The organism is Roseateles sp. P1_C6 (assembly GCF_056406315.1).
Genome location: NZ_JBFUAK010000004.1, coordinates 164,947 through 190,882, shown reverse-complemented (window position 1 = coordinate 190,882; position 25,936 = coordinate 164,947). Strand labels below are relative to the sequence as shown.

Sequence of the window (25,936 nt, the reverse complement as noted above, 5' to 3'; positions counted from 1 at the left end):
GCGCGTCCCGGTGTTCAGTAGGTGGCGACCGTGTGCTTGGCGATGTAGTCGAAGTTGATGTCTTCGCCCAGCCCCGGGCCCTGCGGCAGCGACACAAACCCGTCTGAATCCATGGGGTCGACGATGGCGTTCAGGTAGGCCGGCACCTCCTCGTAGTCCAGGAAGGGGTGCAGCAGCCCGCGCTCGTACCAGGTGCAGTTGCGGATCGCGCCGCAGACCGCCAGGTTGGGCGCGCCATTGCCATGCACCTCGCAGTTCATGCCGAAGGATTCGGCCAGGTGCGCCACCTTCATCGTCGGGCTGATACCGCCGCAGCCGGTGACGCCGGCGCGCAGGATGTCGCTGGCGCCTGCCGTCACCCAGCCGGCCCGGGCGTAGTGCTTGCCCGACAGGCTCTCGGGGCCCAGGATGGGGATGCTCAGTTGATCGGCCAGCCAAGCGTACGACGCCGTGCTCTGCTCGTTCATCATCTCCTCGAACCAGGTGAAGTTCAGCTCCTCGAGCGCGCGGCCGATGCGCAGCGCATCCGTGCGGCTGTACTCGTGATAGCCGTCCAGCATCAACGCGATGTCCGGGCCCACGGCCTTGCGCACCGCCGTGCAGGCCTTGATGTCCATGCCCGGATCGGGGGCGAAGGCCACCGGCGGCATCCAGGTGTGCAGCTTGATGGCCTTGTAGCCGCGCTCCACCAGTTGCAGCGCGAAGGCCGCGTACTCCTCGGGCGTTGACAGGCCGCCTTCGAGTTCGTCGCCGCACATGGTGCTGCCGTAGGCGGGGATCTTGTCGCGGTAGCCGCCCAGCAGCTGATAGACCGGCGTCTTGAAGGTGTTGCCGACGAGGTCCCACAGCGCGCTGTCCACCGCGCCGAGCGCCCGGTCGGTGAGCTGGCCGGCGCTGCCGCGCTGCCAGTGCTCCAGCTCGCACCAGAGCTTCTCGTGGTTCAGCGCATTGCCACCCACCAGCACGCGGCGCACGAAATGGTCGAGCACGTGGGGCCGCACCACCTGCGGCGGCGCGAAGCAATGGCCCTCGACACCGTCGGTGCTGCGCACCGTCAGCAGCGCCAGCCTGCCCGTGCCCAGCGGCCCCGGATGGGAGTGGCCCGCGGCATCCACGGAACGCCGGGTGGGGTGGGTGAACTCCACCGCCTTCACGCTTTCAATCTTGATCATGGCACCTTCTTTACATCAGTCGTCTGATGACTTGATGCATATGGTACGGCAAGCGACTTCGCCTTATACAAGGGTAATCCAGCGTGCTTAAGCTTTGCACAAGCGCCACCATAGCGCCAATCGCAGCTCATATACATCAGTCGTCTGATGACTTGAGCCACCAAAACCCCTTGCATCCCATCCCTGCCGTGACCCAGACGCCCCCTCCCTCCACCGCCAACCCGCCCGCCGCCGGCCGTGCCACCAGCCTGTCGCAGCGCGTGGTCGAAGGCATCAGCGAGCGCATCAAGAGCGGGGCGCTGAAGCCCGGTGAGCGCGTGCCGACGGAGCCGGTGCTGATGCAGGAGTTCGGCGTCAGCCGCAGCGTGGTGCGCGAGGCCATTTCGCGTCTGCAGGCCGGCGGCGTGTTGCGCACGCACCAGGGCGTGGGCAGCTTCGTGCTGGCGCCCAAGGTCGAGGCGTCACCGCTGGTGCAGCCGCCCACCGCGGCGCTGAAGCTGCAGCAGAAGCTGTCGATGCTGGAGCTGCGCCTGAGCCTGGAGCCCGAGGCCGCGGCCTTGGCGGCGCAGCGGCGCACACCGGAGCAGCTGGCCGCCATGGAGCGCGCGCTGGATGACTTCGACGTCCAGCACAGCATCGGCGAGCTGACCGCCGAGGCCGATTTCCGCTTCCACGAAGCGCTGGCCGAGGCCACCGGCAACGAGTACTTCGTGCACGTGCTGCGCGCCATGAGCAGCGCCACCATCCCGCGCCAGGTGGCCGCGGCGCAGAGCCGCGGACGCGCCGCCGCCAAGGCACCCCGGTTCGGCGAACCGTCACCCCAGCTGAGCCCGGGCAAGGACATCACCGCACGCGAGCACCGCGCCGTGCTCGAAGCCGTCCGCCGCGGCGACGCCTCGATGGCCCGCGCTGCGATGTTCATGCACCTGACGAACAGCCGCGAGCGCATGAAGAACACCAGCCGCTGAGCCCGCCCGGCTCGGCACCCCTGACACCTGGACCCATAACGATGACATCCCACAGGAGACAAAGCATGAGCAGTAAAGATCACCGCACCTCAGGCGCCCGGCCCACGGCCATGGCGCTGGCCATGCTGGGCCTGGCCGGCCTGCCGGGCCTGGTGCTGGCGCAGGACGCCACCGACACCAAGGAAGTCTCGACCATCGAACGGGTCGAGATCACCGGTTCCATCATCCGCCGCTCCATCAAGGACGAGGCGGCCTTGCCCGTCACCGCCATCAAGGCCAGCGACCTGGATGCCCGCGTCAACACCGAGCTGAAGGACTTGATGCTCGAGCTGCCGCAGGCCAATTCGCTGGGCAGCTACGCCGGCACGGCCGGCCCGATGACCAGCCTGCGCGGCTTCGGCCCGATGCGCACGCTCACGCTGCTCAACGGCCGCCGCCTGGCCAAGGAGCCGCTGACCAACCAGTACGTCAGCGTCAACGTGATCCCGCGCATGGCCATGAGCCGGGTGGACATCCTGCGCGACGGCGCATCGTCGAGCTACGGCTCCGACGCCATGGGCGGCGTGCAGGCCTTCTACACGTTGAACAGCTACAAGGGCGGCGGCATCAAGCTGGAGACCACGCTGCCCGAGCGCTCCGGTGGCGGCGCGACCAAGGCGCTGGGCCTGATTGGCGGCGTCGGCGACCTGGCCGAGCAGGGCTGGAACGTCTACGCCGCCTTCGACGTGCAATACCGCGACGTGCTGCCCCGCTCGGCCCGCCCGGAGCTGACCGATGGCTCGGCGCTGACGCAGCTGGGCATCAGCACCGCCCCCGGCCTGGGCGCCAACGCCGCGCCGGGCAACTTCACCGACCCGACCAACCCGACCGCAGCACTGCGCACGGTGCGCTACAACCCGATGTACGCCAGCGGCTGCCTGCCGCCCTACTCGGTGCCCAGCACTTCCGGCGGCCGGCAGACCTGCTTCCTGGACGCCAACACCCAGTACACGACGTTCAACAACAAGAACGACATCCTGAACTTCTACGCCCAGGGCAAGCTGCAGCTGGGCGAGCACCTGCTGACGGCCGAGTTCAACCACAGCAAGTTCAGCGTCGACCAGTACAACAACCCGGCCGCACCCACCGTGCGCCTGACCAGCACCCATCCCTACTACCCCGGCAACAGCAAGGTGCCCGCCGTGCCGGGCCTGAACCTGGCCGGCCGGCCCATCGACGTGCTCTGGTCGGTGGCCGACGCCGGCCCGCGCGTCCGCGACGACATCCACACCAATGACCGCTTCGTCCTCACCGCCGAGGGCGGCGTGGCCGGCTGGGACTATCGCGCCGGCCTGAACTTCGGCCGCTCCAAGCGTGACACCCAGGCCGGCGACGGCTGGTTGCGCGTGACGGGCATCGCCACCGTGCAGGGCACGACCTCCCGCACGCTGTTCCTGGACCCGAAGCTGAACCCCTTCGGCCTGCAGGACGCCGCCGGCCAGGCGCTGCTGGATGCCGCGTCGATGAACGGCCAGACGCTGCGCCAGCACCAGGCCGAGAACGCCAGTGTCGACGCCACCATCAGCCGCAGCCTGATGAAGCTCGGCGGCGGCGACCTGATGCTCGCCGTGGGCACCGAACTGCGCCGCGACAGCTGGAAGGCGATCGGCCAGGCCAGCAACGACCTCTCCACGGCCTTGAACGGGCAGATCGACCTGCTGGGCGGCGACAACATCGCCACCGGCGCCAACTCCAGCACCAGCACCAAGATCTCCCGCGACGTCACCTCGCTGTTCGCCGAGCTCGATGCGCCGCTGCGCAAGGACCTGACCCTGAACGCCTCGGTGCGCGGCGACAAGTACAGCGACCTGGGCGAGACGACCTGGAACCCCAAGCTCAGCCTGCGCTACACGCCCATCAGCAGCCTGGTGCTGCGCGCCTCGGCCAACACCGGCTACCGCGCGCCCAGCCTGCCGGAGATCTACACCAAGGAGACCGAACGCACGTCGATGTCAGTCTTCAATGACCCGCTGCTGTGCCCGACGGTCAACGGCGTCGCCACGCCCAAGCCCGGCTACACGCCCGAACAGGTCTGCGGGCTGACCGGCTACAACCAGATCACCAAGGTGCCCAACAACGCCGGCGTCAAGCCCGAGACCTCGCGAAGCATGACCTTCGGTTTCGGCTACGAGCCCGTCAAGAACCTGACGATGACGGTGGACTACTGGCGCACGCAGATCGACAGCGTGATCGGCAACCGCGCCATCGACTACATCCTCGCCAACCCGGCGATCTACCCGAGCCTGTTCCTTCGCGCCGCCGACGGCACGCTGGGCGTCGTGGCGCCATCGGGCGCCAAGGACGCGGTCATCAACACGCCCTCCAACGTCGGCGCACTGCGCGGCGCCGGCCTTGACGTGAGCCTGAAGTACATCGCGCCGAAACAGAGCTGGGGCACCTTGTCCGGCGGCATCGACATCGCCTACCTGACCCGCTGGGACGCCAAGAGCGAAGGCGTGAACAACGGCAACTGGGTCTCGGCGCTGGGCTACTACAACGACGTGGTGCCGGTGAACCCGAACGCCGGCCTCTCCAACGCCACGCGCGGCCTGAACAACCGCTGGCGCCACACGGCGCAGGTGGCCTGGCAGACGCCGGACTGGATGGTGCAGCTGTCGCAGCGCTACCAGAGCAAGATCGTGGACCAGAACCTGCCCGCGGTCATCGGCACCAACGCCCCGCGCAATGTCAGCGCCTACGCGCAGTACAACCTGATGGTCAAGTACAGCGGCATCAAGAACGTCGGCCTGTCGCTGGGCGTCAGCAACCTGCTCGACAAGGAACCGCCGCTGACCAACCACAACGCCTACCGCGGCTATCTGACCAGCGTTGCCGACGTGCTGGGCCGGGCCTATGTGCTGACGGCAGACTACAAGTTCTGAGCATCGGGAGCAGCCGTCCACACGCGCCAGCGCATACTTGATCGGGGCTTGAGGGGCATGGAAGGCGCATGGGCAAGGTCAGGGCGTGGGTGACGGCTGGTTTGCTGGCCGCAGGCAGCGTGCCGGCATTGGCGCAGCCGGCCGTGTGCGGGCCGTATCGCGTGGCCTTGTATGAATACGGCTCGCTGGCTTTTCGCCGCGCCGGGGCGAGCGCCGCGGGCATCGACGTCGACATCGTCGACGAAGTGGGCCGGCGGACCGGCTGCAAGTTCGAGACGTTCGTGGACTCCAGGGTCCGCACCTGGACCGACCTGGCCCACGGCACGCTGGACATGACGGTGTCGGCCATCGAGACGGAGGAGCGCAACCGGTTTGCGCGCTTCGTGATCTACATGAGCGGGCGCAACCGGCTGCTGGTTCGAACCGGCCTGCCCTATCCGGTGCCGACCTTGGAAGCCTTCGCCGAACGCAGCGAATTGCGTCTGGCGGTCGTCAAGGGGTTCAAGCATGGCCCGCAGTGGGATGACTGGATCGCCAAGCTGCGCCAGCAAGGGCGGGTGGACGAGTACGCCGATGCCAACGTGGCGTCCCGGCTCGTCGCCATTGGGCGTGACGCGGCCTTCCTGTCCGAACCCGTCGTCTGGGAGCGCATCCTTGCCGACAGCAAGCTGGCGGGCCGGGTCACCGTCATCGATGCCTTCCCGGACGACAATTACGCCGCGGGATTTGCGCTGTCCAGGGCCAGGGTCCGGGAGGACGACGCCCGCAAGATCCAGGACGCCCTCGCCGCCATGCGCGCGGACGGCAGCCTGCAAAAGATCTTCAGCGCCTACCTGTCCCGCGGCGACGCGCTGAGCGCCATGCCCACCTCGCCCTGAAGGCCCTTCAGCGTTCGCGCCAGGACCGGCTCAGGCTGGCGACGAAGGCCGTGCAGGCCTGGCTCGCGTCGGGATGACCTCGCCAGCTCTGCGCCAGCGTCCGCAGCGCCGACCTCACCTCGCGCGGCATCGTGCCGTCGAGCGGGTCGTCCGCCACGGCGGACAAGTGGTCGGCGTAGAGCTTGCGGGCCTCGGCGTCGCAGTCCAGCAACTCCATCACGGCGCTGGCCAGGGTCTGGAACTGCTCGGGCGACAGCTCCGACTGGCCGCCTTGAGGCCAGGCCGCCAGGCACAGGTACTCGATCGGCCCCAGGCTGCGCCGCTGCGCGCCCGGCTGATGCGAACCCCAGGCGGCCCGTGAGCCGCTGGGCAGGCGCCCTTGGCACAGCGACTGGGTCAGCGTCTGCGCGACGGCGGCGCGGGCCGCATATTCGCCGCGCAGGTTGACCTCGGCCAGCACCCGCAGGAAGGCCGGATAGAGCTGGTCGCCCAGGCCCACGCAGACGGCCTCCATCAACGCGACGGCGCCCTCGTGCCGGGGGCCGAGATCGAGACAGCCACCGATGAGCGCCTGCGCCGCCTCGGTCCAGCGGGGCTGGGCCAGCAGTTGCGGTTCAGCCTGCAACGAGCGCACTGAGCACGCGCTCGGCGTGCTGTTGCACGGACAGCCCGCGCTGGTCCAACGCCACGTCCGCGCGCAGGCTGGCGGGGCCGCCCGCGCCCAGGCCGTCCAGCCAGGTCGCACCGCCGGCACGGCCCAGCGCGGGCGTCGAGGGCAGCGTCGACGGGCGCAGCGAGGTCGCCGAGAACAGCGTGGCGGAGGGTGGCAGCGGGGCGCCGATCATGGCTTGGCGGTGGTGGATGGAAGTTGAGCGTCAGCTTATCGAAGCGCGCCGCGAAAGGCGATTACGGCTGCCCCTAATTCGTTGGTGCACCCCGCTCATCGGGCCTTGCACGTGGCAAACACCGAGCGGGACGCATTGAACGACTCCAGCCGCCAACCCTGCGGCGTCCAGCGCGCCGTGAAGGCATTGCCGGCGCTGACGCTGGCGTCGCCCGACCAGGACATCGGCGGCATGTCCAGCCGCGGCGAGTCGGTGGCCTTCAGCAGCTTGCCCAGGTCGGTGCGACCGTCGTTGGTCGGCACGTCGGGCATGCAGGCCGCTGCGGTGCGCATGATGGTGGCGGGTGCCTTCATGTAGTCGGGCCCCTCGGCGAACTCCAGCTGCGGCAGCGACAGGCGCTGCAGCATCGCGCCGTCACGCTGGGCCACGGCATCGCGCAGCTGGCGCCAGAACAGCACGAAGGCGTGATCACGGTCGACACGGGACTGACAGCCCTTGCCCTTGGCGGACAGCGCGATCGACGCAGGCAGCGCCTGCGTGCCGCAAGCGGCGGGCTCCAGCGCCAGCGTGTAGCCGTCGGCACCCACGCGTTTCACGGTGGCGCGGTAGCGGGTCTGGCCCACGATCTTGTGGGTCCATTCGAAGCGCCAGGCGCCATCGGGCTGCGCGGTGCCGGGGCCTTGCGTCTGCACGCCGCACTCGTGCGTGCCCGACGTGGCGAACACGCCCGCGCCCAGCGGCGTGCCGGCCGGGTCATGGCTGACATTGGCCGTCAGGCTGTCGCTGGGCTGGCAGACCAGCAGCGTGGCCAGCGGGTCTTTCGTGACTTGGGCATGCGCGCCGGCGACCAGCAGCGCGGTGATCAGCGGCAGGCCGCGCCGGGCGCGTGCGGAGGGCGTGTCAAAGGCCATGAACTGAACGAGGGATGGGATGGGCCGCGCAGTATCTCGGCCGCCGCGGCCGATGCGTGTAACAACACGCTGGAACGGCAGCCGGCCAGCGTCACGAGGCTCAGGGCGCGCGGCGCACGCCGATGGCGTCCGCCAGCGGGCGGATGGACTCCGTCACGCCGTCCGGCTGGCCGCGCCCGGTGGACTGGTTGCCGCCGACGACTTTCACGCGGCCATCCGCCAACACGGATTCGACGATGGCCACATGGCCTTGCGCCGGGTTGTTGCCGCGCGGGAAGACGATGACGTCGCCGGGCCGCACATGCTCGGCGTCCCTGGGCACGGCGCGGCCCCAGTTCAGCCAGCTGCGCGCCGCGGCGCTGCCCGTGCCCTGCACGCCGGCCTGCTTCATCGTCCAGTTGACGAACGACGAGCACCAGGACGTCTCGTCGTTGCCGGCCTTCAGCGTGGTGGCCTGGTGGTACTCGACGACGCGCGGGTTGTTGCGGCCGCCGCGGATCTCGGTGGTACCCAGCTCGCCGCGGGCGATCTGCAGCCAGCGCGGGGATGCGCTGGCGGCCGGTGCGGCGGGCGCGGCCGGCGCGGCAGCGGTTGGCGCCAGCAGGCCCTGCGCGCCGAGGGCGGCCTCGACGGCGTTCGTGCGGCGCTGCTGGTCGGCGCGGATGACGGCCTGCACCTCGGCTTCGGTCGGCGTGCGCCCCAGCTGCTGGCGCGCAATGTTGGCAAAGCCGCTGCCGGCCTGGCCGCCACCGCTGAGGCGGAAGCGCTCGCCGCTGGCGGCATCGACATAGCTGTGCACGCGCAGGTTGGTGATGTGCGCGGCATCGATGGGCTGGCCGCGCAGCGTGCCGAGCTGGTTGAGGAAACGCTGCGCCGCGCTGGGCGACTGGTTGTACAGGTCCAGGTAGGCGCTGGCCAGGCGCGCGTTGTTGGGGTTCAGGCCCGCCTGCCGCGCGGCGGCCTCGTAGGCGGGCAGGCGGCCCCGCAGTGTCTGCAACTGCCGGCGGTCGGCATCGGCCGGGCTGGTGGCGGCGTGCTGGTAGGAGAACGAGCCGCGGTTGTGCGCGGCGTTGCCCGGGTCGGTGTGGCCGCCATAGGCCGCGGTGAAGCCGCCGTTCGGCCGGCGCGTGCCTTCGGCGTTGCCGATGACGATGGCCGCCGGCGCGTTGGAGCCCAGCGCGGGGTCGGTGAAGCGCTGCAGGTCCAGCACGGGCGCGGCCCGCGTGCCGTCGGCGCGCGTCAGCGCCGGCTGGGCCTGCAGGTTCGCATCGCGCAGCCGCGCGGGGTCGGCGCCGAGGACGTTGTTCGCCTGCGGACCGTGGGCCGACTGCACCGCGCCGTTGGCGGCCGTGGTGCTGGACGAGGCCTGGCGGTAGGCCGGGTCCATCATGTACACCGGCATCAGCGTGTCCAGCACACCGCGCAACAAGCCCGAGGACCCGACGGGCAGCGTCGCGGCCACGTCACCGAGGGGCGGCAGGTTCAGCTGGTCGCCGACGTGGATGAGATCGGGGTCGCGCACCTGCGGGTTGGCGGCCAGCAACGCCTTCAGCGTGACGCCCTGCTCCGCGGCGACGTGGCGCAGGTTGTCGCCGGGCTTCACCGTGTAGCGGGTGGCGGCGCCCGCCTCGGGCAGGTGCAGCCGCGTGCCGGGGTAGATGACGTCGGGGTTGCGCAGCTGCGGGTTGGCGGCCAGCAGCGCCTTCAGCGTGACGCCCTGCTCCGCGGCAATGCGGTGCAGGCTGTCGCCGTGCTGCACCTCGTAGCTGCGGCCGGCGGGCGGGTTGTCGTGCAGGCTGGCGGCGGCGGACGTGGTTCTGGAAACGGTGCTCATGGCATGCCCCTGTGGCTGGCAACGGCGTGATGGAAGGCATCACGCCCGTCCGGCCATTTCAGGGCAGGCGCGCCCGCCGGGCAATTGCGGGCGCTGCTATTTCAGAACGTACGGCCGGGCATGCCGCTAGGGTTGGCCGCAGTCGTCAGCCGAACAGCTTCGTCATCAGGTCATGGACCACGCTGGGCCGCGCCAGCAGTTCGCCATTCATCAACGCCACCAGGCTGCCCAGTTGCAGCAGCAGCACCAGATGGCCCACGACGGCCTTGACGGACATGGACAGGCTGAACACGTTGAGCTGCTGCGCGTAGCGGTTGATGAGGCCCAGCACGCCGTCCACCAGGTACAGCAGCACCAGCGACGGCGCCGCCACCAGCAGCGCCAGGCGCAGCATGCGGCCGAACTCCATCTCGAAGGCGACAGCGCCGGCCGGGATCAGCTGCCAGCTGCCATGCAGGGGCCACAGCGCGAAGCTGTCCAACAGCGTGGCGGCGAACAGCATGAAGCCGCCCGAGGCCATGAACACCCAGCTCGCCAGCCGGGCCAGGAAGGCGCCGGTCAGCGAGGTCTGGTGGCCCGACAGCGGGTCCAGCACCTGGGCCTGCGACGAGCCCACCTTGGTGTCGATCAGCTGCCCGGCCATCTCGAACGACCACATCAGCCCGGCATACAGAAAGCCCAGCGCCGCGCCCAGCAACGCCTCGCGGCCGTACAGCACGGCCCATTGCCAGCCGCTGAGCTGCAGGGGCCTGGCGTCCTGCACCAGCAGGCCCAGCAGCCCGAGCGCGAGGAACAGCGAGTTGCGGATCAACCCGGGGATCAGGTCCTGCGTGAACAGCGGCACCAGCAGGAAGGCCACGGCCACCCGCATCGTCGACAGGCCCAGCAGCAATGCGGCGTCGGTCGGATGGCCGACCCAGAATTCCAGCACCGCCTCAGCCCCTTGCGACGCCACTGGCGGGCCGAGCGCCGGGCCGCACCCAAGCCAGCCCGCACTGGCCATGTGTTTGCCGGCCGAGCCGGCAAGCATCGCCGTTCGCTCGGGGGACCGGCCAAGCGACGCGCTGGGCAAGGGGCTCCATTTCTAGCGGACGATTTTCACGAGGCCGGGAAACTCGCTGAACACCTTGTCGCCCAGCCGGTACAGGCTGCCGCCCAGCAGCGAGGCGGTGATGAAGATGGTGATGACGATGGCGAAGAACTTGGCCACGTATTGCACCGTCTGCTCCTGCAGCTGCGTGGCCGCCTGCACGAAGGCGATCAGCAGCCCGACGATGGCCGCCACGAGGATGGGGGGCGCCGACAGCAGCAGCACCAGCCACAGCGCCTGCTGCGTGAGTTGGATGACTTCGCTGTTCATGTCAGGTCTGGTAGGTCAGCACGAGGCCGTGGGTCAGCTTCACCCAGCCGTCGATCAGCACGAACAGCAGCAGCTTGAACGGCAGCGACACGGTGGTGGGCGACAGCATCTGCATGCCCATGGCCATCAGGATGTTGGAGATGACGAGGTCGATGACCAGGAAGGGCAGGAAGATCAGGAAGCCGATCTCGAAGGCCACCGTCAGCTCGCTGACGGTGAAGGCCGGCACGACGACCAGGAAATCGCGTTCCGACAGTTCCTTCGCCTGCTCGGGCTTCAGGCTGCGCTGCGCGGTCTTCAGGAAGAAGGCGCGTTCCAGCGGCCGGCTGTGCTTGATGAGGAACTCGCGCAACGGCTCCTTGGCCGTGTCGGCCGCCGCCAGCATCTGGCTGGTGGACGCCTTGCCGGTGGTGGGCAGCGTGCCCAGCCGGTCCTGCATCTCCACGCCCACGGGGTACATGACGTAGACGCTGAGGATCAGCGCCAGGCCGTTCATGACCACGTTGGGCGGCACCTGCTGCAGACCCATCGCGTTGCGCAACAGGCTGAGCACGACGACCAGCTTGGTGAATGACGTGACCATCACCGCGACGAACGGCGCCATGGCCAGCAGGATGACGGTGATGAGCGCCGAGGCCGGCGTGAAGCTGCTGAGATCCATGGCCTAGACCGTCTCGATGCGCAAGGCCCGGCCGCTGCCCCAGGGCACGAGGCGGCCGCGGGCGCGCACGATGTCCGGGCGTGCGGTGTCGATCAGCTGGCAGGGCACCGGCGCGGTGGGCGCGGCGCTGGCCCAGCCCATGACGACCTCCAGCGGCAGCGGCTGCTCCCAGCGCGCCACCAGCTGCCAGGGCGCCTCGCCCGCCGCCGTCTCGCCGCGGGCACGCAGCCGGCCGTCCGCCACGCCGTCCAGCAGCAGCAGGCCGCCGGGCTCCAGCGCGGCCAGCTCGTCGTCCCCCAGCCGCCATTGCGCCAGCACGCACTCGGCCAGCGTCGGCTGCCATTGCAGGCCCGCCACGTCGGGCGCCTCGTTCAGTGCACGCAGGCTGGGCCACGGCAGCGACAGCCGGACTTCGGCCTCGGCACCACGCCAGCTGGCCTGGGCGCCGCCCGCGGCCGCCGACTGCGCCACCCACTCCCACGGCGCATCGGGCAGCAGGCCCGCCGCGGCGAGCGCGTCCAGCAGCTCGCCGGCCAGGTCCAGCACGACGGCCGCCTCGGCGGCGCAGGGCGGCAGCTCGCCGGGCGCGAACTCGAAGGCGCTGATGGACAGGCGGGCCGGGCCGGACAGGAAATGCCAGGTCAATGCCTGCGCATGGGGCTGGGGGAAGGAACTCATGCCGCCACCGCCCCGGTCATGCCCTGCGGCTCACCATCATGCGCGTCAGCTCGGTGACCGCGCGGGCCTTCATCTTGCGCATGCCGCGCGAGCGGTACAGCTCCACGCTCTTCAGCGACAGCTTGATCTCGTCGGCGATGTTCTTGTTCATCAGGCCCTTGACCACCAGCGACAGCACCTGGCGTTCGCGCGGCGACAGCTGCTGCAGGCGGCGCTCGAACTCCTCGCGAGAGCCCTCCACCTCGGCGTCCGCGCCCAGGTCCACGTCGGTCGGCGCGAAAGCGCGGTCCAGCGCCGCGCTCAGCGCCACGTCGTCCAGCGGCTTCTCCAGCAGCGACACGGCGCCGCGCTTTTGCATCGCGGCCACGGCCAGCGGCACGTCGGCATGGCCGCTCATGTAGATGACCGGCAGGTGGATGCCGCGCTCGCGCAGCGCGTCGTGCAGGTCCAGCCCCGACAGCTCCGGCATGCGCACGTCCAGCATCAGGCAGGTGGACTCGGGCCAGGTCGTGCCCACCGCCACGCGGGCCAGTGACTGCAGCGCGTCGCGCGGGTCGCCCCAGTCGCGCACCTGGCAGCCGAAGCCTTCGAGCCAGAAGCGCAGCGAGTCGCGGAATTCGTGGTTGTCGTCCACGACGTAGATCTGACGCGGTGTCATGCCGTCTTCTCCAAAGTGGGTGTTGTCACCGCCGCCATCACGGGCAGCGCGAAATGAAAGCAGCAGCCCCCGGCCTCGCGGCGCGTGAACCACAGGCGGCCCTGGTGCATCTCGATCAGCGAGCGGCAGATGGACAGCCCCAGGCCCATGCCATTGGGCTTGGTGGAGCTGAAGGGCAGGAACAGCCGCGCCTCGGTCTGCGGCGTGATGCCCGGGCCGTTGTCGCCCACGCGCAGCTCGGCGCGGCCGGCTTCCACGCGCAGCTCGATGTCGATCAGCGGATCGGCAGGCCGGTCCAGCCGCAAAGCATCCAGCGCGTTGCGCAGCAGGTTGATGAGCACCTGCTGCAGCATGACGGCGTCGCCCTGCACGGGCACCGGCGACTCGGGCAGGCGCAGCGACAGCCGCACGGCTTCGCGCTGCAAGTCCCAGTCGAGCAAGGCCAGGCTCTGGTGCACCAGGTCGACCAGGTCCAGCCGCTCGGTGTTGGGCTGGCGGGACTGCGTGTACTCGCGCACCCGGCCGATGATCTGGCTGGCGTAGGTGACCTGCTGCACGGCCTTGTCCAGCGCGGCGAGCTCGTCGGCGTCGTCCGGATGGCGGCGCGCCAGGCGCAGCTTCAGGCCGCGCAGCAGGTTGGCCGTCGCGCCGATGGGCTGGTTCAGCTCGTGCGCCAGCACGCTGCCCATCTCGCTGACGGTCAGCGACCGCGACGTGAACAGCAGGCCCTCGCGGTCGTCGAGCTGGCGCTGCAGGTGGTGCAACCGCTCGCGCTCGTCGGCCAGGCGCAGCAGCACGTGCCGGGCATCCAGCGCCACGCGCTGGGCCACGTACTCGCCGCTGACGCCGCAGCGCGTGCGCTGGCCCAGCGGAGCCGCGAGCGCGCTGGCCAGGCCGTGCAGCGGCTCGGCCCAGTCCTCGGCCAGGCCGCCGGGCTCGCCGGGCAGCAGCGCCTGCATGGGCGCGTTGAGCGCCACCAGGAAGTCGCCGTCGAGGATGGCCAACGCCTCGTTCAGGTCACCGAGCGCGTGCAACAGGTCGGCGTCGAGCCGGTTCATGGCCCCTCCTGCGGCCACAGCGGCTGGTTGCACAGCAGCCACGTCAGCGACGGCCGCGACGCCAGCAAGGCCTGCAGGCTGGCATGGGCCGGCGCCTGCACCAGCACCTCGGCCCAGCGCGCGATGCCGGCTGCGGTGCCGTCCAGCCGCAGTTCGCAGCTCACCTGGCCCGGCAGCAGCGCGGCGCCGCCGGACAGCTCGCGCAGCGTGCGCGGGCAGCCGCTGGGCGCCAGCGCGACGCGCACGGCCCACCAGCGTTCGGCCACCGCCGGGCGCACGCTGCGCCAGCGAGCGGGCCAGCGCCGCCAGCGCCACAGCGTGGCGTCGCCGCTGGCTTGCAGGCAGGCCAGCCCCGCCGGGCTGGCCAGCAGCACGGGCAGGCCCACGCGCCAGGCCTGCAGGGCCGGGCGCAGGCGGTCGGCCGACGCAGGCGCGGTGGCCGCCTCGCGCAGGCGCGCCAGCAGCGCCCGGGCCCAGGATGGGGGGGGCTCGTGCGCGGCGTCATCCGGTGCGGCGCTGGCGTGCTGCGCGGGCGCTTCATCCTCGTCCGGCGCATCGCGGCCGGCGTCGTCGAACAGCGCGCGCCAGGCCGGGGCGTCCTGCACGCGCCAGCGCAGCTCGGGGCCGTTCTGCAGTGCCAGCGGCGTCATCAGCACCGGCGCCATCGGCAGCACCGCGGCGCTCGCATCGGCCAGCTGCGGCGTGCGCACCGGCAGGTCGGTCGGCAGGCCGGTCGATGGCGGCTGCAACGGCGACGACGCGGCCTGGGCCGAATCGTGCGGCCGCAGCTGCGACGGTGCCGGTGGCTGGGCCAGGGGCTGCACGGCGTCGGGCGCCGGCTGGGCTTGCGCCGCGGCATTCGTGGCCGTGGTGGCTGGCATCGACGCGCGGCCTGCGGGTTCGGCTGTGGTGGCCAGCGCGGCGGCCACCTGGGCCGTGGCCTGGACACCGACCTCGACGCCCACCTGCGCACCGGCCTCGGCGCCGGACGCTTCGCCCAAGCTGGCCTGCATCACCGCTTGCCAGGCCTCCCAGGTCTCGGCAGTCGACAGCGCCTGGATGGGGCTGATGCTGCTCATGAATCCACCTCGTCCACGGGCCGCGAGCGCTTGGCGCTGCGCGACGCATCACGCACACGCGGCCGCAGCACGTCGTGCCCGGCATCGCGCAGGCGCTTGTCCAGGTCGCTGAGTTGCTGGCGGGCTTGCAGCTGCGCGACCGGCGGCACGCGCAGCTCCAGGTTCAGCGGTGCGAGCGGCTGAGCCTGCCCGACGTGCAGCTGCCAGGCCGCGCCACCCACCGCGGCCGGCAGCTCCACCTGCCACGTGCGTGCCACCGGCACGGCGGCCGGGTTGGCCTCGGCCAGCTGGTGCAGCGCGGCGATGCGTTCGGTGGTGGGCGTGGCGGGCGCCACCGCGCGGACTTCGGCGACCTCGGGTGCCAGGTCTCGTGGCACCAGCGCGGCAATCGGCGGCGCCAGCGGGGCAAATGGCACAAGAGGCGGGAACGGCTGCTGCTGCGTCTGGTCGTCGGGCGACTCGTCTTCATCCCGCGCGCGCAGCCGCTGGCAGGCGCTGCGCCAATCCTGCGCATCGGCATCACTACGCGCAGCGGCCTCGCGCGGCGGCGTGTCGGCCGCAGCCAAGGCCTGCAGCGCCACCGCGCCACGCCCACGCGGGAGCAGCGCGGCGGCCAGGGTCAGGGGAACGGGCAGCAGCTTCATGGTTGGGGTCTCAATGGCGGGGACGGAACGCGTCCTCGGCTTCCAGCTCGGCCTGCTGGTCGCGGGTCTGCAGCGTCTGGCGCCGCTGGTCTTTCAGCGTGGCATCCACGGCCGATTCGCGGGCCTGGGCGCGCGTGAGTTCGCCGCGGCACTGGCGCACCCGGGCTTCGGCCCGCTCCAGCGTTTCGCGGTCATCCAGCAACGCGTACTCGTCGCGCTCCAGCCGCTCGGCCAGCGCCTCGCGGTGCGCCTGCACCTGCTCGACCCAGCGCGGCATGTCGACGCTGCCGGCGCCGCCCCAGTGCTGCGCCAGCTCGGCCAGCCGCGCACGACCCTGCTCGACGGCGGCCGTGCGCTCGTCCACGGCGACGCGGGCCTGGCGCTCCTCGGCCAATGCCCCGGCCAGCACCTGGCGCGCACGCTGCACACGCAGCTGGCGCAGCCGCAGCCATTGACGGCCATCGGCGGCGGACAGCGTGACCGCCGTGCCGCTCACGACACGATCTCCCGCAGGTGCTGCAGGCAGCCATCCCAGTCGCTGGGCTCGTGCGAGCCCTGCTGCAGCAAGGCCTTGATCTGCGGCATGCGCTCGATGGCCTGGTCGGCCAGCGGGTCGCTGCCAGCCTGGTACTCGCCCACGCGCAGCAGGAACTCGACCTCCTTGTGCCGCGCCATCAGCGCGCGCAGCTGGGCCGCGTCGCGCTGCTGATCGGGTGACGTCACGCGGGTGAACACGCGGCTGGCGCTGGCCAGCACGTCGATGGCTGGATAGTGCTGGGCCTGGGCCAGCCCGCGCGACAACACCAGGTGGCCGTCGAGGATGGAGCGCACCTCCTCGGCCACCGGGTCGCTGCCCTCCTCGTCCTCGGCCAGCACCGTGTAGAACGCCGTGACGGAACCGTGCGCGTCGTTGCCGGCGCGCTCGAACAGCCGCGGCAGCTCGGCAAACACCGACGGCGGGTAGCCGCGCCGCACGGCCGGCTCGCCGGCGGCCAGGCCGATCTCGCGCAGGCCGCGCGCGAAGCGGGTCACCGAGTCCATCATCAGCACGACGCGGGCACCCTGCGCGCGAAAGCCCTCGGCGATGGCCGTGGCCGCGTAGGCCGCGCGCACGCGCTCCAGCGCGGGCCGGTCCGACGTGGAGACCACCACGACCGAGCGCGCCAGGCCCTCGGCGCCGAGGCTGTCCTCCAGGAACTCGCGCACCTCGCGGCCGCGCTCGCCGATCAGGCCGATGACATTGATCTCGGCGCGCGTGCTGCGCGCCAGCATGCCCAGCAGCGTGGACTTGCCGCCACCGGCCATCGCAAAGATGCCCAGCCGCTGGCCCTCGCCCACCGTCAGCAGCGCGTCGATGGCGCGCACGCCGCACACCAGCGGCTCGTGCACCGGGCGGCGCTGCAGCGGCGACGGCGCGTCGCGGTACAGCGGCACGCGCGGCAACGCATCCAGCGCCGGCCCGCCATCCAGCGGCTGGCCAAAGGCATCGATGACGCGGCCCAGCAGGCCGTGGCCGCTGGGCAGCTGCGCCACGTCGTGAAGCACCTCCACCGCCGCACCCACCGGCACGCCTTGCAGCGAACCCAGCGGCGCCAGCACGGCCTCGTGGCCCTGGAAGCCGATGACCTCGGCCAGCAGGCCCGTGTCCTGCGGGCGCTGCGCGTCGAACACGCGGCAGCTCTGCCCCACGCGCGCCTGCACGCCGGTGGCGCGCATCAGCGTGCCGCCCGCCTGCACGACGCGGCCGCGCGTGGCGACGGTGCGCAGCCGCTGCAGGCTGCGGCGCAGGTCGTCCGTGTCGACAGCGGCGTCCAGCGTGGGGGTCATGGCTTGATTCCCCAGGCGCGGGTCAGGCGCTGCAACTGCGTGTCCAGCCCCGCGTCGGCGCTGCCGAACTCCGTGATCAGGCGGCAGTCGGCCTCTGCCAGATCCGCGTCGGCAACGATCTCGGCGCCGTCCAGGCCGGCCTGGTCCTGCGGGTCCAGCGCCAGCAGCGCGGCGCGCAGACCGGCCACCTGGCTCGGGTGCACCTGCAGCCGCCAGGTGCGCGCCGGCAGCAGCTCACGCGCAGCCTGTGCGGCCAGGCGAGCCAGGCGCTGCTGGTCAGGCACCTCGCCCAGCAGCTTCTGGAAGACCTCCAGCGCCAGCGCGGCCACGTCCCGCTGCAGGCGCTGCCGCTCCTCATCGTGAGCCTGGGTGAGCCGCGCGAGCTCGTCGGCCACTTGCGCGCGGCACTGGTCCTGCGCCTGCGCCAGGCCTTGGCCCAGGCCGTCGGCGCGCGCCTGGTCACAGGCCGCGGCGATGCGCTGCTGCTCCTGCTCGAGCAGCTCGTGCAGTGCGTCGACCAGCTGCTGCGCTTCCTGCAGGGCCGGCACCTCGGCGGCGCGCAGCACGCGGCGGTCCGACGCGATGCCCAACCGCGCCTCGGGGTCGCGGTGCCACAGCATGAAGCTGTTCATGTCGCCACCCTCCCCTGCAAGGCCAGCGTCTCGCGCAGCACGGCGAGCGCCGTGGCCTGAGGCATGACCCAGGCCGCGACGGGCCCCAGGCGGCGGCTGGCGGCGTGGCGCAGCGAGCCGTGCGGCAGGCCGGCCAGCAGCACGGCCGCGCCGGCCTCGGTGAACTGCTGGCCCAAGGCCTCGGGCGTGGAGACCTCGGGCCAGTCGCTCAAGGACGCCGGCAGGCCATCGGGCAGTGGTGGCCAGTCCTGCGCACTGCGCAGCGCCCGCCACCAGGCAACGCCCAGCGCCGAGCGCGCCAGCTCGCGCAGCGGCCCGGCGATCCACAGCCGCAGCGCCGGCGCCGCCAGCACGGAGCCGCAGCGCTGCGCCAGCGCCAGCAGCTCGCCACGCTCCAGCCCCAGCCAGGCGGGCGCGGCGTCCAGCTGTGCCCAGGTCAGCGTGCGGGCCTCGGCCGGTGCATCGGCGAGCAGACGGCGGGCGACCGTCGCGCGCAGCTGGCGGTCAGTCATGCGCGCCTCCCTCCAGGGCCAGCTGGGCCGAGGCCTTGCGGCGGCGCCAGGCCAGCACGCCGGCGCCGCCCAGGCTGGCGGTGCCCAGCGTCAGCGCCAGAGCCAGCGCGGTGGTCGGCTGGCTTTCAGCCACCGGCGTGATCGCGGGTGTGGGTTCGGCGGCGAAGGCGACGACCGAGACGCTTTCGTAGGGCAGCCCTTCGACGCTGTTGACCACCAGCGAGCGGATCTTGGGCAGCAGCGCCTCGACGTTGAGGCCGGGGCGGTGCTTGATCATCACCGAGGCCGACGAGGGCTGGACCTTGTCGGACAGCGGGTGGCGCTCGGGCACCACCAGCGTCACGCGCGCCTGCAGTACGCCGTCGATGCTGGTCAGCGTGTGCGACAGCTCCTGCGACAGCGCGTGCATCAGCCGCGCACGCTCCTCCACCGGCGTGGAGACGAAGCCCTCGCGCTTGAACACCTTGCCCAGGCTGTCGAAGTCCTCCCGGGGCAGTCCCTGGGCCTTCAGGATCTGCACGGCGCGCGCAAAGTCGGCCTCGTCGGTCAGCACCTCGAAGCCCGCCTCGCGGGCCTGCTTCTGCGCCGGCACGCCGGCCAGCCGCAGCGCCGAGACCATGTCGTTGGCCTGGCGCTCGTCCAGCTTGGCGTACAGGGTCTGGTCGCCGCAGGCGCTGAGCAAGGCGGCCAACGCAAGCGCGGAAAGGCTTCGTAGGTGCTTCATCAGGATTGTTGTCGGAACAGTTGTTGCAGGCCCTCGGACGTCCGGTTGGCGATGTTCGAGGTCAGCTGGCAATGGAACATGAACTCCTGGCAGCGCACCGTCAGGTTGACCAGTTCGCCCGGCGTCAGTTCCTGGCCCGACACCGCCGCCGCGCGGGCGTCGCGCCCGAGCGAGGCGGCCTCGGCGTTGATGTGGTCCAGCGGCTGCACGATGCGCTGCATGGCCAGCGCGGACGACTCGGTCGCGCGCACGTCCAGGCGTTGCATGGCCCCGGCCAGCGCACGCTCGAAGCCCGCCGCATCGGCCGCCGGCGCGAGCTGGCCGAGGGCGGACAGCGACGCACCCGCGCCCAGCTGGACATCCGCCACCGGGGTGGCGATGGCGACGCCGGGTGTCACTGCTTGCGCGCCATGGTTTCGAGGGCGGAACCCACCGTCGACACGGCGGTGTGCGAGCTGCTGGCCAGGAAGCTCATCTTCAGCGACATGGCGGTCAGCTCGGTCACGTCGGCCGGCTTGTCGCCACCGGCGCCCATCGCGGCGGACTTGGTCTCGATGTCGCTCGCCTGCTTGTCCAGCGCCTGGCCCCAGGCATCGGCCATCGCCTCGAACCACGAGCCGCCGCTGGTCTTGCCGCCCGTGGAACCGTTTACGGGTGCGGCGGCGAGGGTGCTGAGAATTGAGTTGGACATGGGAGTCTCCTGGTTGGGAGGGTTGAGGGAGAAAGAATCAGAGCGTGAGTCGCGTGCGCTGGCCGTCGCGCTCGACGATGACGGCGCGCTCGGCGATCTGCACGACACGGTGGCCGCTGGGCAGCAGCGCGCCACTGAAATAGCGGCTGCCATCGGCGGTGATGAAGTACGGGCTGTCGGTGTTGTCGACCACGGCCACCAGGCGCTTGGCCGGGTCGTCCGGCGCGGGGCTGGCCGCGGCCACGGCGGCGGCGGGCGGCTGGTTGTCCACGCGCAGCGCCGGCAGACGGGCGATGTCGCGCCGGGCGGCCGCGGCGGCGGCCTGCACCTTGGCGCTGTCGCGCTCGTGGGTGCGCAGCACCAGTTCGCCCTCGGGTGACCAGCTCGCCTGCGCGGCGATGCCGTACAGGCGGAACACGTCCACCACGCCGGCCAGCAGATCGACCGGGTCGCGCGGCACGGTGGCTGCGGGTGCTGCCAGCGCGGGCGGTACGACCTTGGCGACGACCTGCCCCGCCTCGCGCAGCGTGCCGCCACGCCAGGCCAGCATCGCGCCGCCGGTGACCATGACCAGGCCCAGCGCGGTCAGCAGCCCTTCGAGCACGGGGCGGGCGCGGGGCGCCGCGGCAGGCGGGCTGGCGGCGCGGTCGGCGGTGAGCAGCGCGGGCCCGTCGTGCATGACGGGCTCGGGCCAGCGCGCCTGGTCGGCGGGTCCGTAGGCCACGCGGGTGTCGCCCAGCTGCAGCGGCTGGCCGGGCGCCCAGGCGTGCAGGTCGGTGCCGGGCATCAGCTCGCGCTCCGCCAGCACCGCGTACCCGGAAATGAGCTGCACGCTGACCCGGCCCGGCGCCGTCGGCAGCAGCCGGGCGTGGAAGTCGGCCTGGCTGGCGAGCAGGATGTCGGCGAACTGCGTGTCGCCCTGGTTGGCCGCGTTCTGGCCGCAGACCAGCAGGTCGCGCTGCGCGTCAAGCCGCGCGCGGGCGCCGGCCTGGCGGCCCGTCAGCACGCGGAGTTCCAGCGCGGCATCTGGGGAGGGGGGCATCTTCGGCATGGCTGTCACTCCTGCTGCGTCACGGCGTCGCCACCCGCCGACCCCACCGGCGCCGCCGGGTTCGGCAGCGGTTGGCGCACCTTGTCCATCGCGTCGGCCGCCGCCTTGCTGCTGGCCAGGCGCGGCGTGATGAGGAACATGCGCTCGATGCGCTGACCGCCCTTGCGCTGGGTCTTGAACAGGTTGCCCAGCAGCGGGATGTCGCCCAGCACGGGCACCTTGTCGACGCCGGCCGTGGAGCTGTCGCGCACCATGCCGCCGATCAGCAGGCTCTCGCCCTCGGAGATCAGCGCCTGGGTGTTGATGCCGGAGCGCTCGACGACGGGCAGCTGGTCCACGGTCTGGCCGGTCAGGCCGCCGTCCTCGATCTGCACCAGCAGCTTGATGCGCGCCGCGTCGGTGCCGTCCTTGAACACGTGCGGCGTGACGCGCAGCCGCGTGCCGGCCGTGACGTTGAAGAGGTCCACCTCCTCCCGCCCGGCGACGCGCACGTAGTAGGTCGAGCTGTTGTCGAACACCGCCTCGACGTTGGACAGCGTGACAACCTGCGGGCTGCTGACGACCTTGGCCGCGCCGTCGCTCTGCAGCGCGGTGATGCGGGCCACGAAGGGGAAGCGGTCGCCGATGACGGCCGAGATGGCGCCGCCCTTGGCGCTGGGCGTGACGTCCTGCTGGCCGTTCAGGCGCAGGTCGCTGGCTGTGCCGTTGCCCACCAGCAGGCTGGACAGGCCGTGGTTGTAGCGCCAGTTGATGCCCAGCTCGCGCAGGCGGTCGGTGTTGATGTCGATGATGGTCGCCTCGATCTCGAGCGCCTGGGGCTCGATGTCCAGCGACTTGATGAGGGCGGCATAGCGGTCCAGCCGTTCGGGCAGGTCGCGCACGATGACGGCGTTCAGGCGCGGGTCGGCCTCGATGCGCGGGCTGAAGTCGGGCGGGGGCGGCGGCTCGGCGGCGCCCGGCGGGGCGTAGCCCACCTCGGTGAGCGCGGCGACCAGCGTCTCCGTGCCACGAACGCCGGGCGCGGTGTCATCGACCAGGCCCAGCGTGCTGCCCGTGCCACCGGTGCGCAGGGCACCGCCGCGCAGGCGCTGGCTGCCCTGCGCGCGGGTCGGATCGGTGGCCACGCTGGCACGCGTCTTGTTCGGCTGGCCGGCCAGCGAGCGCAGGATGCTGGCCACACCGGGCAGCGTCGTCTGCTGGCCGCCGAAGCTCATGGGCACGTCCTGCGCCCAGGCGTAGCGCAGGTAGAAGATGCGGTAGTCGGGCAGCGGCTGCTGCTGCACGGGCGCCCAGTTGTTGACGGCCGCGCTGGCCGTGGCCGGGCGCACCTGGCGCACCAGCTCGTCCACCTGCTGCACGAAGCGCTTGGCGCCCACGGCCAGCAGCGCGCCGTCGTCGCCGAACTTCAGCGTGTTGCGCGTGTCGGGCAGCTGCAAGGCCTGCGCGGCGCGCTGGACCTGCGACGCTGCCGCCGGCGACAGCAGGTAGCTGCGCGTGGTGGTGTCGCTGGCGGGCGCGATGTAGAGCACACCGCCGTCGTAGTAGCTCAGCAGGTTGTAGGCGCGGCTCAGGTCGCGCAGCAGATTGGCCGGCGTACCCTCGAAGCGTCCGTTGACCTGGCCCTGCACGCCGCTGACGACGACGGGGATGTCGCTGCCCGAGAACAGGCCTTGCAGGAACTGCTCGATGGGCTGGTCACGCGCTTCGACCTTGAGCGGGCGCAGGCCTTCGGGCAGCGGCGCGGCGGACAAGGGCACGGCTTGGGCCAGCAGCAGCGTGACGGCTGCCGCGATTCTGAGATGTGAGGTCATGCGGCGAGAAGTGCGGCTTGGGGCGTGGCCTGGTGGGGCGCAGGGAGGCTGGGCCCCGGCGGCGGCAGATGCAGCAGCGGCGTGAGCCGCAGCGTGGGCAGGAGTTCGTGGAAGGACAGCACGGGCGTGTCGAAGCACTCGTTCTCGATCAGCTTGCGCAGGTGCCAGCGCAGGTCGACGGCGCAGACGATGGCCTGTGGCCGCAGCGCCGCCACCTGCGTCTGCACGTCGGCGGCCAGCTGGCGCGCCACGTCGGGTGCGATGGCGAGCTGCGCCACGCCGCCGCTGACGTGCAGGCTCTGGCGCAGCAGTGCCTCCAGCTCGGGCGACAGCATCAAGGCCCGCAGCTCGCCGCTGGGGCACACGCGGTGGTGCGTCTGGCGACGCAGCGCGATGCGCGTCATCTCGGTCAGCGCCTGCACGTCCTTCTCGCGCTGGCTGGCGTCGGCCAGCGCTTCGAGGATGTCGCGCAGGTTGCGGATGGAGACCTCCTCGGACGCGAGGCGGCGCAACACCTCGGTGACCTTCTGCACGGGCAGCGCGCGCAGCACTTCCTTGACGACGTCGGCCAGTTCGGCTTGCGCACGCGTGAGCAGTTCGCTGGTTTCCTGGATGCCGATGAACAGCGCCGCCTGACGGCGCAGCGCCTGGCGCACCTGCTCCGCCAGCGCCAGCGCGTCGCCGACCGGCTCGCCTTCGGCCAGCGGCACCTCGTGGGCCAGCAGGCGCCAGCCATCGCGCCCCACGCGGCCGTGCAAGGCCAGGCGCGGCAGCGGCAGGCCCTGATCGAGCTGCAGGTCGTCCAGCATGGCTTCGATGGCGCGCGTGACGGCCAGGCCACCGTCGCCCAGCATGCCCTGCGGCAACTCCAGCAGCAGCGGCACCGACGGCCGCACGCGCGGCTGCGCCGTCTTGAACGCAGCGGGCTCCGGCTGCTTGCGCTTGGCGCCGAGGTCGGGCATGTGCTCCGTCAGCCAGTCGCGGCCCTTGGCCGTCAGCATCACGCCGCCCACGCCGAACACCACGGCAAGCAGGCCGAACACCAGCGGCGGGAACCCCGGCACCGTGGCCAGCAGCAGGCAGATGGCGGCGGCCATCAGGTGAACGCGCGGCTTGGCGCCCAGCTGCTTGCGGATGGCGTCACCCAGGTGGCGATCGTTCTCGTCGTCGTTGGTGCGCGTCACCAGCAGGCCGGCGGCCATCGCACCCAGCAGTGCCGGGATCTGCGCCACCATGCCCTCGCCGATGGACAGGATGGAGTAGCGGTGCACGGCCTCGCCCAGCGCCAGGTCTTGCTGCAGCACGCCGATGGCCAGGCCACCCAGCAGGTTGATCAGGATGATGACGATGCCGGCGATGGCGTCGCCCTTGACGAACTTCATCGCGCCGTCGAGGCTGCCGTGCAGCTTGCTTTCCAGCTCCAGCGTGCGGCGGCGGCGCTTGGCCTCGTCCTTGTCGATCAGGCCCGAGCGCAGGTCCGAGTCGATGGACAGCTGCTTGCCCGGCATCGCGTCCAGCGAGAAGCGCGCCGCCACCTCGGCCACGCGCTCGGCGCCCTTGGCAATGACGATGAACTGCACGACGGTGATGATGAGGAACACCACCAGGCCCACGACCAGGTTGCCGCCCGCCACCAGCTTGCCGAAGGTGGCGATGATGTGCCCGCCATCGGCATGCAGCAGGATCAGCCGCGTGGTGGCGATGGACAGCGCCAGCCGGAACAGCGTGGTCATCAAAAGCACGCTGGGGAACACCGAGAACTCCAGCGGCCCGGCCACGTAGACGGCGATCAGGATCAGCACCAGCCCCGAGGCGATGTTGACGGCCACCAGCATGTCGATCAGCCACAGCGGCAGCGGCAGCACCATCAAGGCCACGATGGCGACGATGCCGGCAACCAGGAACAGGTCGCTGAAGCGGGCGATCAGTCCTTCGCGCGGCTGGTCGGCTGCGGCGAAGTAGCCGGACAGGCCGTCGGTGCGCTTGGTGGTGCTCATGCCTGCACTCCGAACCTGCGCCGCAGCTCGGCATAGACGGCCAGCACGTTGCGCACATAGGCCTGGGTCTCGGCGTAGGGCGGCACGCGGCGGCCGTGGCGCTCGACCGCACCTTCGCCCGCGTTGTACGCGGCCAGCACCAGGCGCAGGTCGCTGCCGAAGCGGGCTTGCAGCCGCTTCAGGTAGCGGGCCGAAGCCTCGAGGTTGGCCTGCGGCGTCAGCAGCTCGCGCTCGGCGGCGATGCCCATGTCGCGACCCGTGGCCGGCATGACTTGCATCAGCCCCCGCGCGCCGGCCGCCGAGATGGCCTGGCTCTGGTGGCGCGATTCGATGTGCGCCAACGCGTGCAGCAGCAGCGGGTCGATACCGTGCCGCTGAGCCACCTCGGCCATCAAGGGCGCCAGCGCGCGGATGCGGGCCTGGCCGGCGGCATCACGGCGCAGCGGCGGCTTGGGCTCGGCCCGCGGTGCGGCCTCCTGCACTGGCGGGCTTGCCGGCGCATCGTCCAGCACCGCGACCGGCTCGTCAGCGGCGACCGCCGCCGGCGTCGACACGGTGCGCACCAGGGTCGCCACGCACAGCCGCTCGGCGAGCATGAAACCGCCGGCCGTAGCAGGCCTTTCGCCTTCGGTCAGCAAATCCTCGACGTTAGCTGTGCGGCACTGCGCAGCAGCCTGAGCGGCAGCTACCACGGTGCACACCATGCCAGTCGCGATGACCTGGGAGAGCTGTCGGAGTCCGAACAATTTTTACCGTCCAGTGCGATTTGCGAGTGGCGGACTATGCGGGCAAGGACAGCCGACGTGATGACCATTGAAAGCAGACGTAACCGAATCGTCAGTGGACCTCGCACCCTTTGTATGCAGACCACCTACCCCCATGTTTACGCGTAGAAACATTTGCTGCTTCGCGGGGGAGGCAAGACCCGGCATCGTTCGGTCCGCACGCTGCAGCCACGCTGTTGGCGGCAGGGTGGTATTGCCCCCTAGAAGTAGGTTTTGACTCGCTTCTGAAAACAAGTTTT

General features: G+C 71.3%; 27 protein-coding genes. 3 read left to right on the top strand and 24 right to left on the bottom strand.

Going from position 1 to position 25,936, the window contains the following annotated elements; all coding sequences use genetic code 11:
• Positions 1 to 14 precede the first annotated feature (14 nt).
• Entirely contained in the window at positions 15 to 1,172 is a 1,158-nt protein-coding gene (locus AC1D29_RS09620) for a mandelate racemase family protein (RefSeq protein ID WP_477896591.1), read from the bottom strand.
• Positions 1,173 to 1,360: 188 nt separating this feature from the next.
• Here AC1D29_RS09620 and AC1D29_RS09615 point away from each other — a divergent pair, with 188 nt between their 5' ends.
• The 3 genes from AC1D29_RS09615 to AC1D29_RS09605 all read left to right on the top strand — a co-directional run bounded on the left by AC1D29_RS09615 (position 1,361) and on the right by AC1D29_RS09605 (position 5,939).
• Positions 1,361 to 2,140, top strand: coding sequence for a FadR/GntR family transcriptional regulator (locus tag AC1D29_RS09615; RefSeq protein ID WP_477896589.1), 780 nt, complete (start codon positions 1,361 to 1,363; stop codon positions 2,138 to 2,140).
• 65 nt (positions 2,141 to 2,205) lie between these two features.
• Entirely contained in the window at positions 2,206 to 5,061 is a 2,856-nt protein-coding gene (locus AC1D29_RS09610; protein WP_477896587.1) for a TonB-dependent receptor domain-containing protein, read from the top strand.
• A gap of 68 nt (positions 5,062 to 5,129) precedes the next feature.
• Entirely contained in the window at positions 5,130 to 5,939 is an 810-nt protein-coding gene (locus AC1D29_RS09605) for a substrate-binding periplasmic protein (RefSeq protein WP_477896585.1), read from the top strand.
• Positions 5,940 to 5,946: 7 nt separating this feature from the next.
• Here AC1D29_RS09605 and AC1D29_RS09600 read toward each other — a convergent pair whose 3' ends face one another.
• The 23 genes from AC1D29_RS09600 to AC1D29_RS09490 all read right to left on the bottom strand — a co-directional run bounded on the left by AC1D29_RS09600 (position 5,947) and on the right by AC1D29_RS09490 (position 25,508).
• On the bottom strand, positions 5,947 to 6,564 hold the full coding sequence (locus tag AC1D29_RS09600) for a hypothetical protein (protein WP_477896583.1): 618 nt from the start codon (positions 6,562 to 6,564) through the stop codon (positions 5,947 to 5,949).
• Positions 6,554 to 6,784, bottom strand: a complete 231-nt coding sequence (locus tag AC1D29_RS09595) for a hypothetical protein (protein ID WP_477896581.1) — start codon at positions 6,782 to 6,784, stop codon at positions 6,554 to 6,556. The genes AC1D29_RS09600 and AC1D29_RS09595 overlap by 11 nt, the downstream gene beginning before the upstream one ends.
• A 95-nt stretch (positions 6,785 to 6,879) precedes the next feature.
• Entirely contained in the window at positions 6,880 to 7,695 is an 816-nt protein-coding gene (locus AC1D29_RS09590) for a hypothetical protein (protein ID WP_477896579.1), read from the bottom strand.
• Positions 7,696 to 7,795: 100 nt separating this feature from the next.
• The gene (locus AC1D29_RS09585; protein ID WP_477896577.1) at positions 7,796 to 9,529 is read right to left on the bottom strand and encodes a TIGR02594 family protein; all 1,734 of its coding nucleotides are present in this window, start codon (positions 9,527 to 9,529) and stop codon (positions 7,796 to 7,798) included.
• A gap of 145 nt (positions 9,530 to 9,674) precedes the next feature.
• The gene (gene sctT / locus AC1D29_RS09580) at positions 9,675 to 10,460 is read right to left on the bottom strand and encodes a type III secretion system export apparatus subunit SctT (protein WP_477896575.1); all 786 of its coding nucleotides are present in this window, start codon (positions 10,458 to 10,460) and stop codon (positions 9,675 to 9,677) included.
• 153 nt (positions 10,461 to 10,613) lie between these two features.
• Complete coding sequence (gene sctS / locus AC1D29_RS09575) at positions 10,614 to 10,889, bottom strand: type III secretion system export apparatus subunit SctS (protein WP_477896573.1); 276 nt, start codon at positions 10,887 to 10,889, stop codon at positions 10,614 to 10,616.
• 1 nt (position 10,890) lies between these two features.
• Positions 10,891 to 11,550 carry a type III secretion system export apparatus subunit SctR gene (sctR, locus tag AC1D29_RS09570; protein WP_477896571.1) on the bottom strand — a complete coding sequence of 220 codons (660 nt, stop codon included), beginning with the start codon at positions 11,548 to 11,550 and terminating at the stop codon, positions 10,891 to 10,893.
• Between the two features lie 3 nt (positions 11,551 to 11,553).
• Entirely contained in the window at positions 11,554 to 12,228 is a 675-nt protein-coding gene (locus tag AC1D29_RS09565) for a hypothetical protein (protein WP_477896569.1), read from the bottom strand.
• Positions 12,229 to 12,244: 16 nt separating this feature from the next.
• Positions 12,245 to 12,886 (bottom strand): response regulator transcription factor, encoded by a 642-nt coding sequence (locus AC1D29_RS09560; protein ID WP_477896567.1) that lies wholly within the window; start codon positions 12,884 to 12,886, stop codon positions 12,245 to 12,247.
• Positions 12,883 to 13,944 (bottom strand): sensor histidine kinase, encoded by a 1,062-nt coding sequence (locus tag AC1D29_RS09555; protein WP_477896565.1) that lies wholly within the window; start codon positions 13,942 to 13,944, stop codon positions 12,883 to 12,885. The genes AC1D29_RS09560 and AC1D29_RS09555 overlap by 4 nt, the downstream gene beginning before the upstream one ends.
• A complete protein-coding gene (locus AC1D29_RS09550; protein WP_477896563.1) occupies positions 13,941 to 15,023 on the bottom strand; it encodes a hypothetical protein in 1,083 nt (360 codons plus the stop codon). The genes AC1D29_RS09555 and AC1D29_RS09550 overlap by 4 nt, the downstream gene beginning before the upstream one ends.
• The gene (locus AC1D29_RS09545) at positions 15,020 to 15,667 is read right to left on the bottom strand and encodes a hypothetical protein (RefSeq protein ID WP_477896561.1); all 648 of its coding nucleotides are present in this window, start codon (positions 15,665 to 15,667) and stop codon (positions 15,020 to 15,022) included. Before AC1D29_RS09545 ends, AC1D29_RS09550 begins: the two co-directional genes overlap by 4 nt.
• Positions 15,668 to 15,677: 10 nt before the next feature.
• Entirely contained in the window at positions 15,678 to 16,163 is a 486-nt protein-coding gene (locus tag AC1D29_RS09540) for a hypothetical protein (protein WP_477896560.1), read from the bottom strand.
• Complete coding sequence (locus AC1D29_RS09535; protein WP_477896558.1) at positions 16,160 to 17,494, bottom strand: FliI/YscN family ATPase; 1,335 nt, start codon at positions 17,492 to 17,494, stop codon at positions 16,160 to 16,162. Before AC1D29_RS09535 ends, AC1D29_RS09540 begins: the two co-directional genes overlap by 4 nt.
• Positions 17,491 to 18,126 (bottom strand): FliH/SctL family protein, encoded by a 636-nt coding sequence (locus AC1D29_RS09530; protein WP_477896556.1) that lies wholly within the window; start codon positions 18,124 to 18,126, stop codon positions 17,491 to 17,493. Before AC1D29_RS09530 ends, AC1D29_RS09535 begins: the two co-directional genes overlap by 4 nt.
• Complete coding sequence (locus AC1D29_RS09525) at positions 18,123 to 18,638, bottom strand: hypothetical protein (RefSeq protein WP_477896554.1); 516 nt, start codon at positions 18,636 to 18,638, stop codon at positions 18,123 to 18,125. Before AC1D29_RS09525 ends, AC1D29_RS09530 begins: the two co-directional genes overlap by 4 nt.
• Entirely contained in the window at positions 18,631 to 19,362 is a 732-nt protein-coding gene (gene sctJ / locus AC1D29_RS09520; RefSeq protein WP_477896552.1) for a type III secretion system inner membrane ring lipoprotein SctJ, read from the bottom strand. The genes AC1D29_RS09525 and sctJ overlap by 8 nt, the downstream gene beginning before the upstream one ends.
• On the bottom strand, positions 19,362 to 19,760 hold the full coding sequence (locus tag AC1D29_RS09515) for a hypothetical protein (protein ID WP_477896550.1): 399 nt from the start codon (positions 19,758 to 19,760) through the stop codon (positions 19,362 to 19,364). Before AC1D29_RS09515 ends, sctJ begins: the two co-directional genes overlap by 1 nt.
• Complete coding sequence (locus AC1D29_RS09510) at positions 19,757 to 20,053, bottom strand: hypothetical protein (protein ID WP_477896548.1); 297 nt, start codon at positions 20,051 to 20,053, stop codon at positions 19,757 to 19,759. The genes AC1D29_RS09515 and AC1D29_RS09510 overlap by 4 nt, the downstream gene beginning before the upstream one ends.
• Before the next feature lie 37 nt (positions 20,054 to 20,090).
• On the bottom strand, positions 20,091 to 21,104 hold the full coding sequence (locus AC1D29_RS09505; protein ID WP_477896546.1) for a SctD/MshK family protein: 1,014 nt from the start codon (positions 21,102 to 21,104) through the stop codon (positions 20,091 to 20,093).
• Between the two features lie 5 nt (positions 21,105 to 21,109).
• Positions 21,110 to 22,915, bottom strand: a complete 1,806-nt coding sequence (sctC, locus tag AC1D29_RS09500) for a type III secretion system outer membrane ring subunit SctC (RefSeq protein ID WP_477896544.1) — start codon at positions 22,913 to 22,915, stop codon at positions 21,110 to 21,112.
• Positions 22,912 to 24,912, bottom strand: a complete 2,001-nt coding sequence (locus tag AC1D29_RS09495; protein ID WP_477896543.1) for an FHIPEP family type III secretion protein — start codon at positions 24,910 to 24,912, stop codon at positions 22,912 to 22,914. The genes sctC and AC1D29_RS09495 overlap by 4 nt, the downstream gene beginning before the upstream one ends.
• A complete protein-coding gene (locus AC1D29_RS09490) occupies positions 24,909 to 25,508 on the bottom strand; it encodes a lytic transglycosylase domain-containing protein (RefSeq protein ID WP_477896541.1) in 600 nt (199 codons plus the stop codon). The genes AC1D29_RS09495 and AC1D29_RS09490 overlap by 4 nt, the downstream gene beginning before the upstream one ends.
• Positions 25,509 to 25,936: the final 428 nt, after the last annotated feature.

Excerpts from the sequence above, each read along its gene's own strand:
- AC1D29_RS09620 (WP_477896591.1), bottom strand. The coding sequence starts at position 1,172 with ATGATCAAGATTGAAAGCGTGAAGGCGGTGGAGTTCACCCACCCCACC.
- AC1D29_RS09610 (WP_477896587.1), top strand. The coding sequence starts at position 2,206 with ATGAGCAGTAAAGATCACCGCACCTCAGGCGCCCGGCCCACGGCCATG.
- AC1D29_RS09605 (WP_477896585.1), top strand. The coding sequence starts at position 5,130 with ATGGGCAAGGTCAGGGCGTGGGTGACGGCTGGTTTGCTGGCCGCAGGC.
- AC1D29_RS09595 (WP_477896581.1), bottom strand. The coding sequence starts at position 6,784 with ATGATCGGCGCCCCGCTGCCACCCTCCGCCACGCTGTTCTCGGCGACC.
- AC1D29_RS09590 (WP_477896579.1), bottom strand. The coding sequence starts at position 7,695 with ATGGCCTTTGACACGCCCTCCGCACGCGCCCGGCGCGGCCTGCCGCTG.
- AC1D29_RS09585 (WP_477896577.1), bottom strand. The coding sequence starts at position 9,529 with ATGAGCACCGTTTCCAGAACCACGTCCGCCGCCGCCAGCCTGCACGAC.
- sctS (WP_477896573.1), bottom strand. The coding sequence starts at position 10,889 with ATGAACAGCGAAGTCATCCAACTCACGCAGCAGGCGCTGTGGCTGGTG.
- sctR (WP_477896571.1), bottom strand. The coding sequence starts at position 11,550 with ATGGATCTCAGCAGCTTCACGCCGGCCTCGGCGCTCATCACCGTCATC.
- AC1D29_RS09565 (WP_477896569.1), bottom strand. The coding sequence starts at position 12,228 with ATGAGTTCCTTCCCCCAGCCCCATGCGCAGGCATTGACCTGGCATTTC.
- AC1D29_RS09560 (WP_477896567.1), bottom strand. The coding sequence starts at position 12,886 with ATGACACCGCGTCAGATCTACGTCGTGGACGACAACCACGAATTCCGC.
- AC1D29_RS09555 (WP_477896565.1), bottom strand. The coding sequence starts at position 13,944 with ATGAACCGGCTCGACGCCGACCTGTTGCACGCGCTCGGTGACCTGAAC.
- AC1D29_RS09550 (WP_477896563.1), bottom strand. The coding sequence starts at position 15,023 with ATGAGCAGCATCAGCCCCATCCAGGCGCTGTCGACTGCCGAGACCTGG.
- AC1D29_RS09545 (WP_477896561.1), bottom strand. The coding sequence starts at position 15,667 with ATGAAGCTGCTGCCCGTTCCCCTGACCCTGGCCGCCGCGCTGCTCCCG.
- AC1D29_RS09535 (WP_477896558.1), bottom strand. The coding sequence starts at position 17,494 with ATGACCCCCACGCTGGACGCCGCTGTCGACACGGACGACCTGCGCCGC.
- AC1D29_RS09530 (WP_477896556.1), bottom strand. The coding sequence starts at position 18,126 with ATGAACAGCTTCATGCTGTGGCACCGCGACCCCGAGGCGCGGTTGGGC.
- AC1D29_RS09525 (WP_477896554.1), bottom strand. The coding sequence starts at position 18,638 with ATGACTGACCGCCAGCTGCGCGCGACGGTCGCCCGCCGTCTGCTCGCC.
- sctJ (WP_477896552.1), bottom strand. The coding sequence starts at position 19,362 with ATGAAGCACCTACGAAGCCTTTCCGCGCTTGCGTTGGCCGCCTTGCTC.
- AC1D29_RS09510 (WP_477896548.1), bottom strand. The coding sequence starts at position 20,053 with ATGTCCAACTCAATTCTCAGCACCCTCGCCGCCGCACCCGTAAACGGT.
- AC1D29_RS09505 (WP_477896546.1), bottom strand. The coding sequence starts at position 21,104 with ATGCCGAAGATGCCCCCCTCCCCAGATGCCGCGCTGGAACTCCGCGTG.
- sctC (WP_477896544.1), bottom strand. The coding sequence starts at position 22,915 with ATGACCTCACATCTCAGAATCGCGGCAGCCGTCACGCTGCTGCTGGCC.
- AC1D29_RS09495 (WP_477896543.1), bottom strand. The coding sequence starts at position 24,912 with ATGAGCACCACCAAGCGCACCGACGGCCTGTCCGGCTACTTCGCCGCA.
- AC1D29_RS09490 (WP_477896541.1), bottom strand. The coding sequence starts at position 25,508 with ATGCTCGCCGAGCGGCTGTGCGTGGCGACCCTGGTGCGCACCGTGTCG.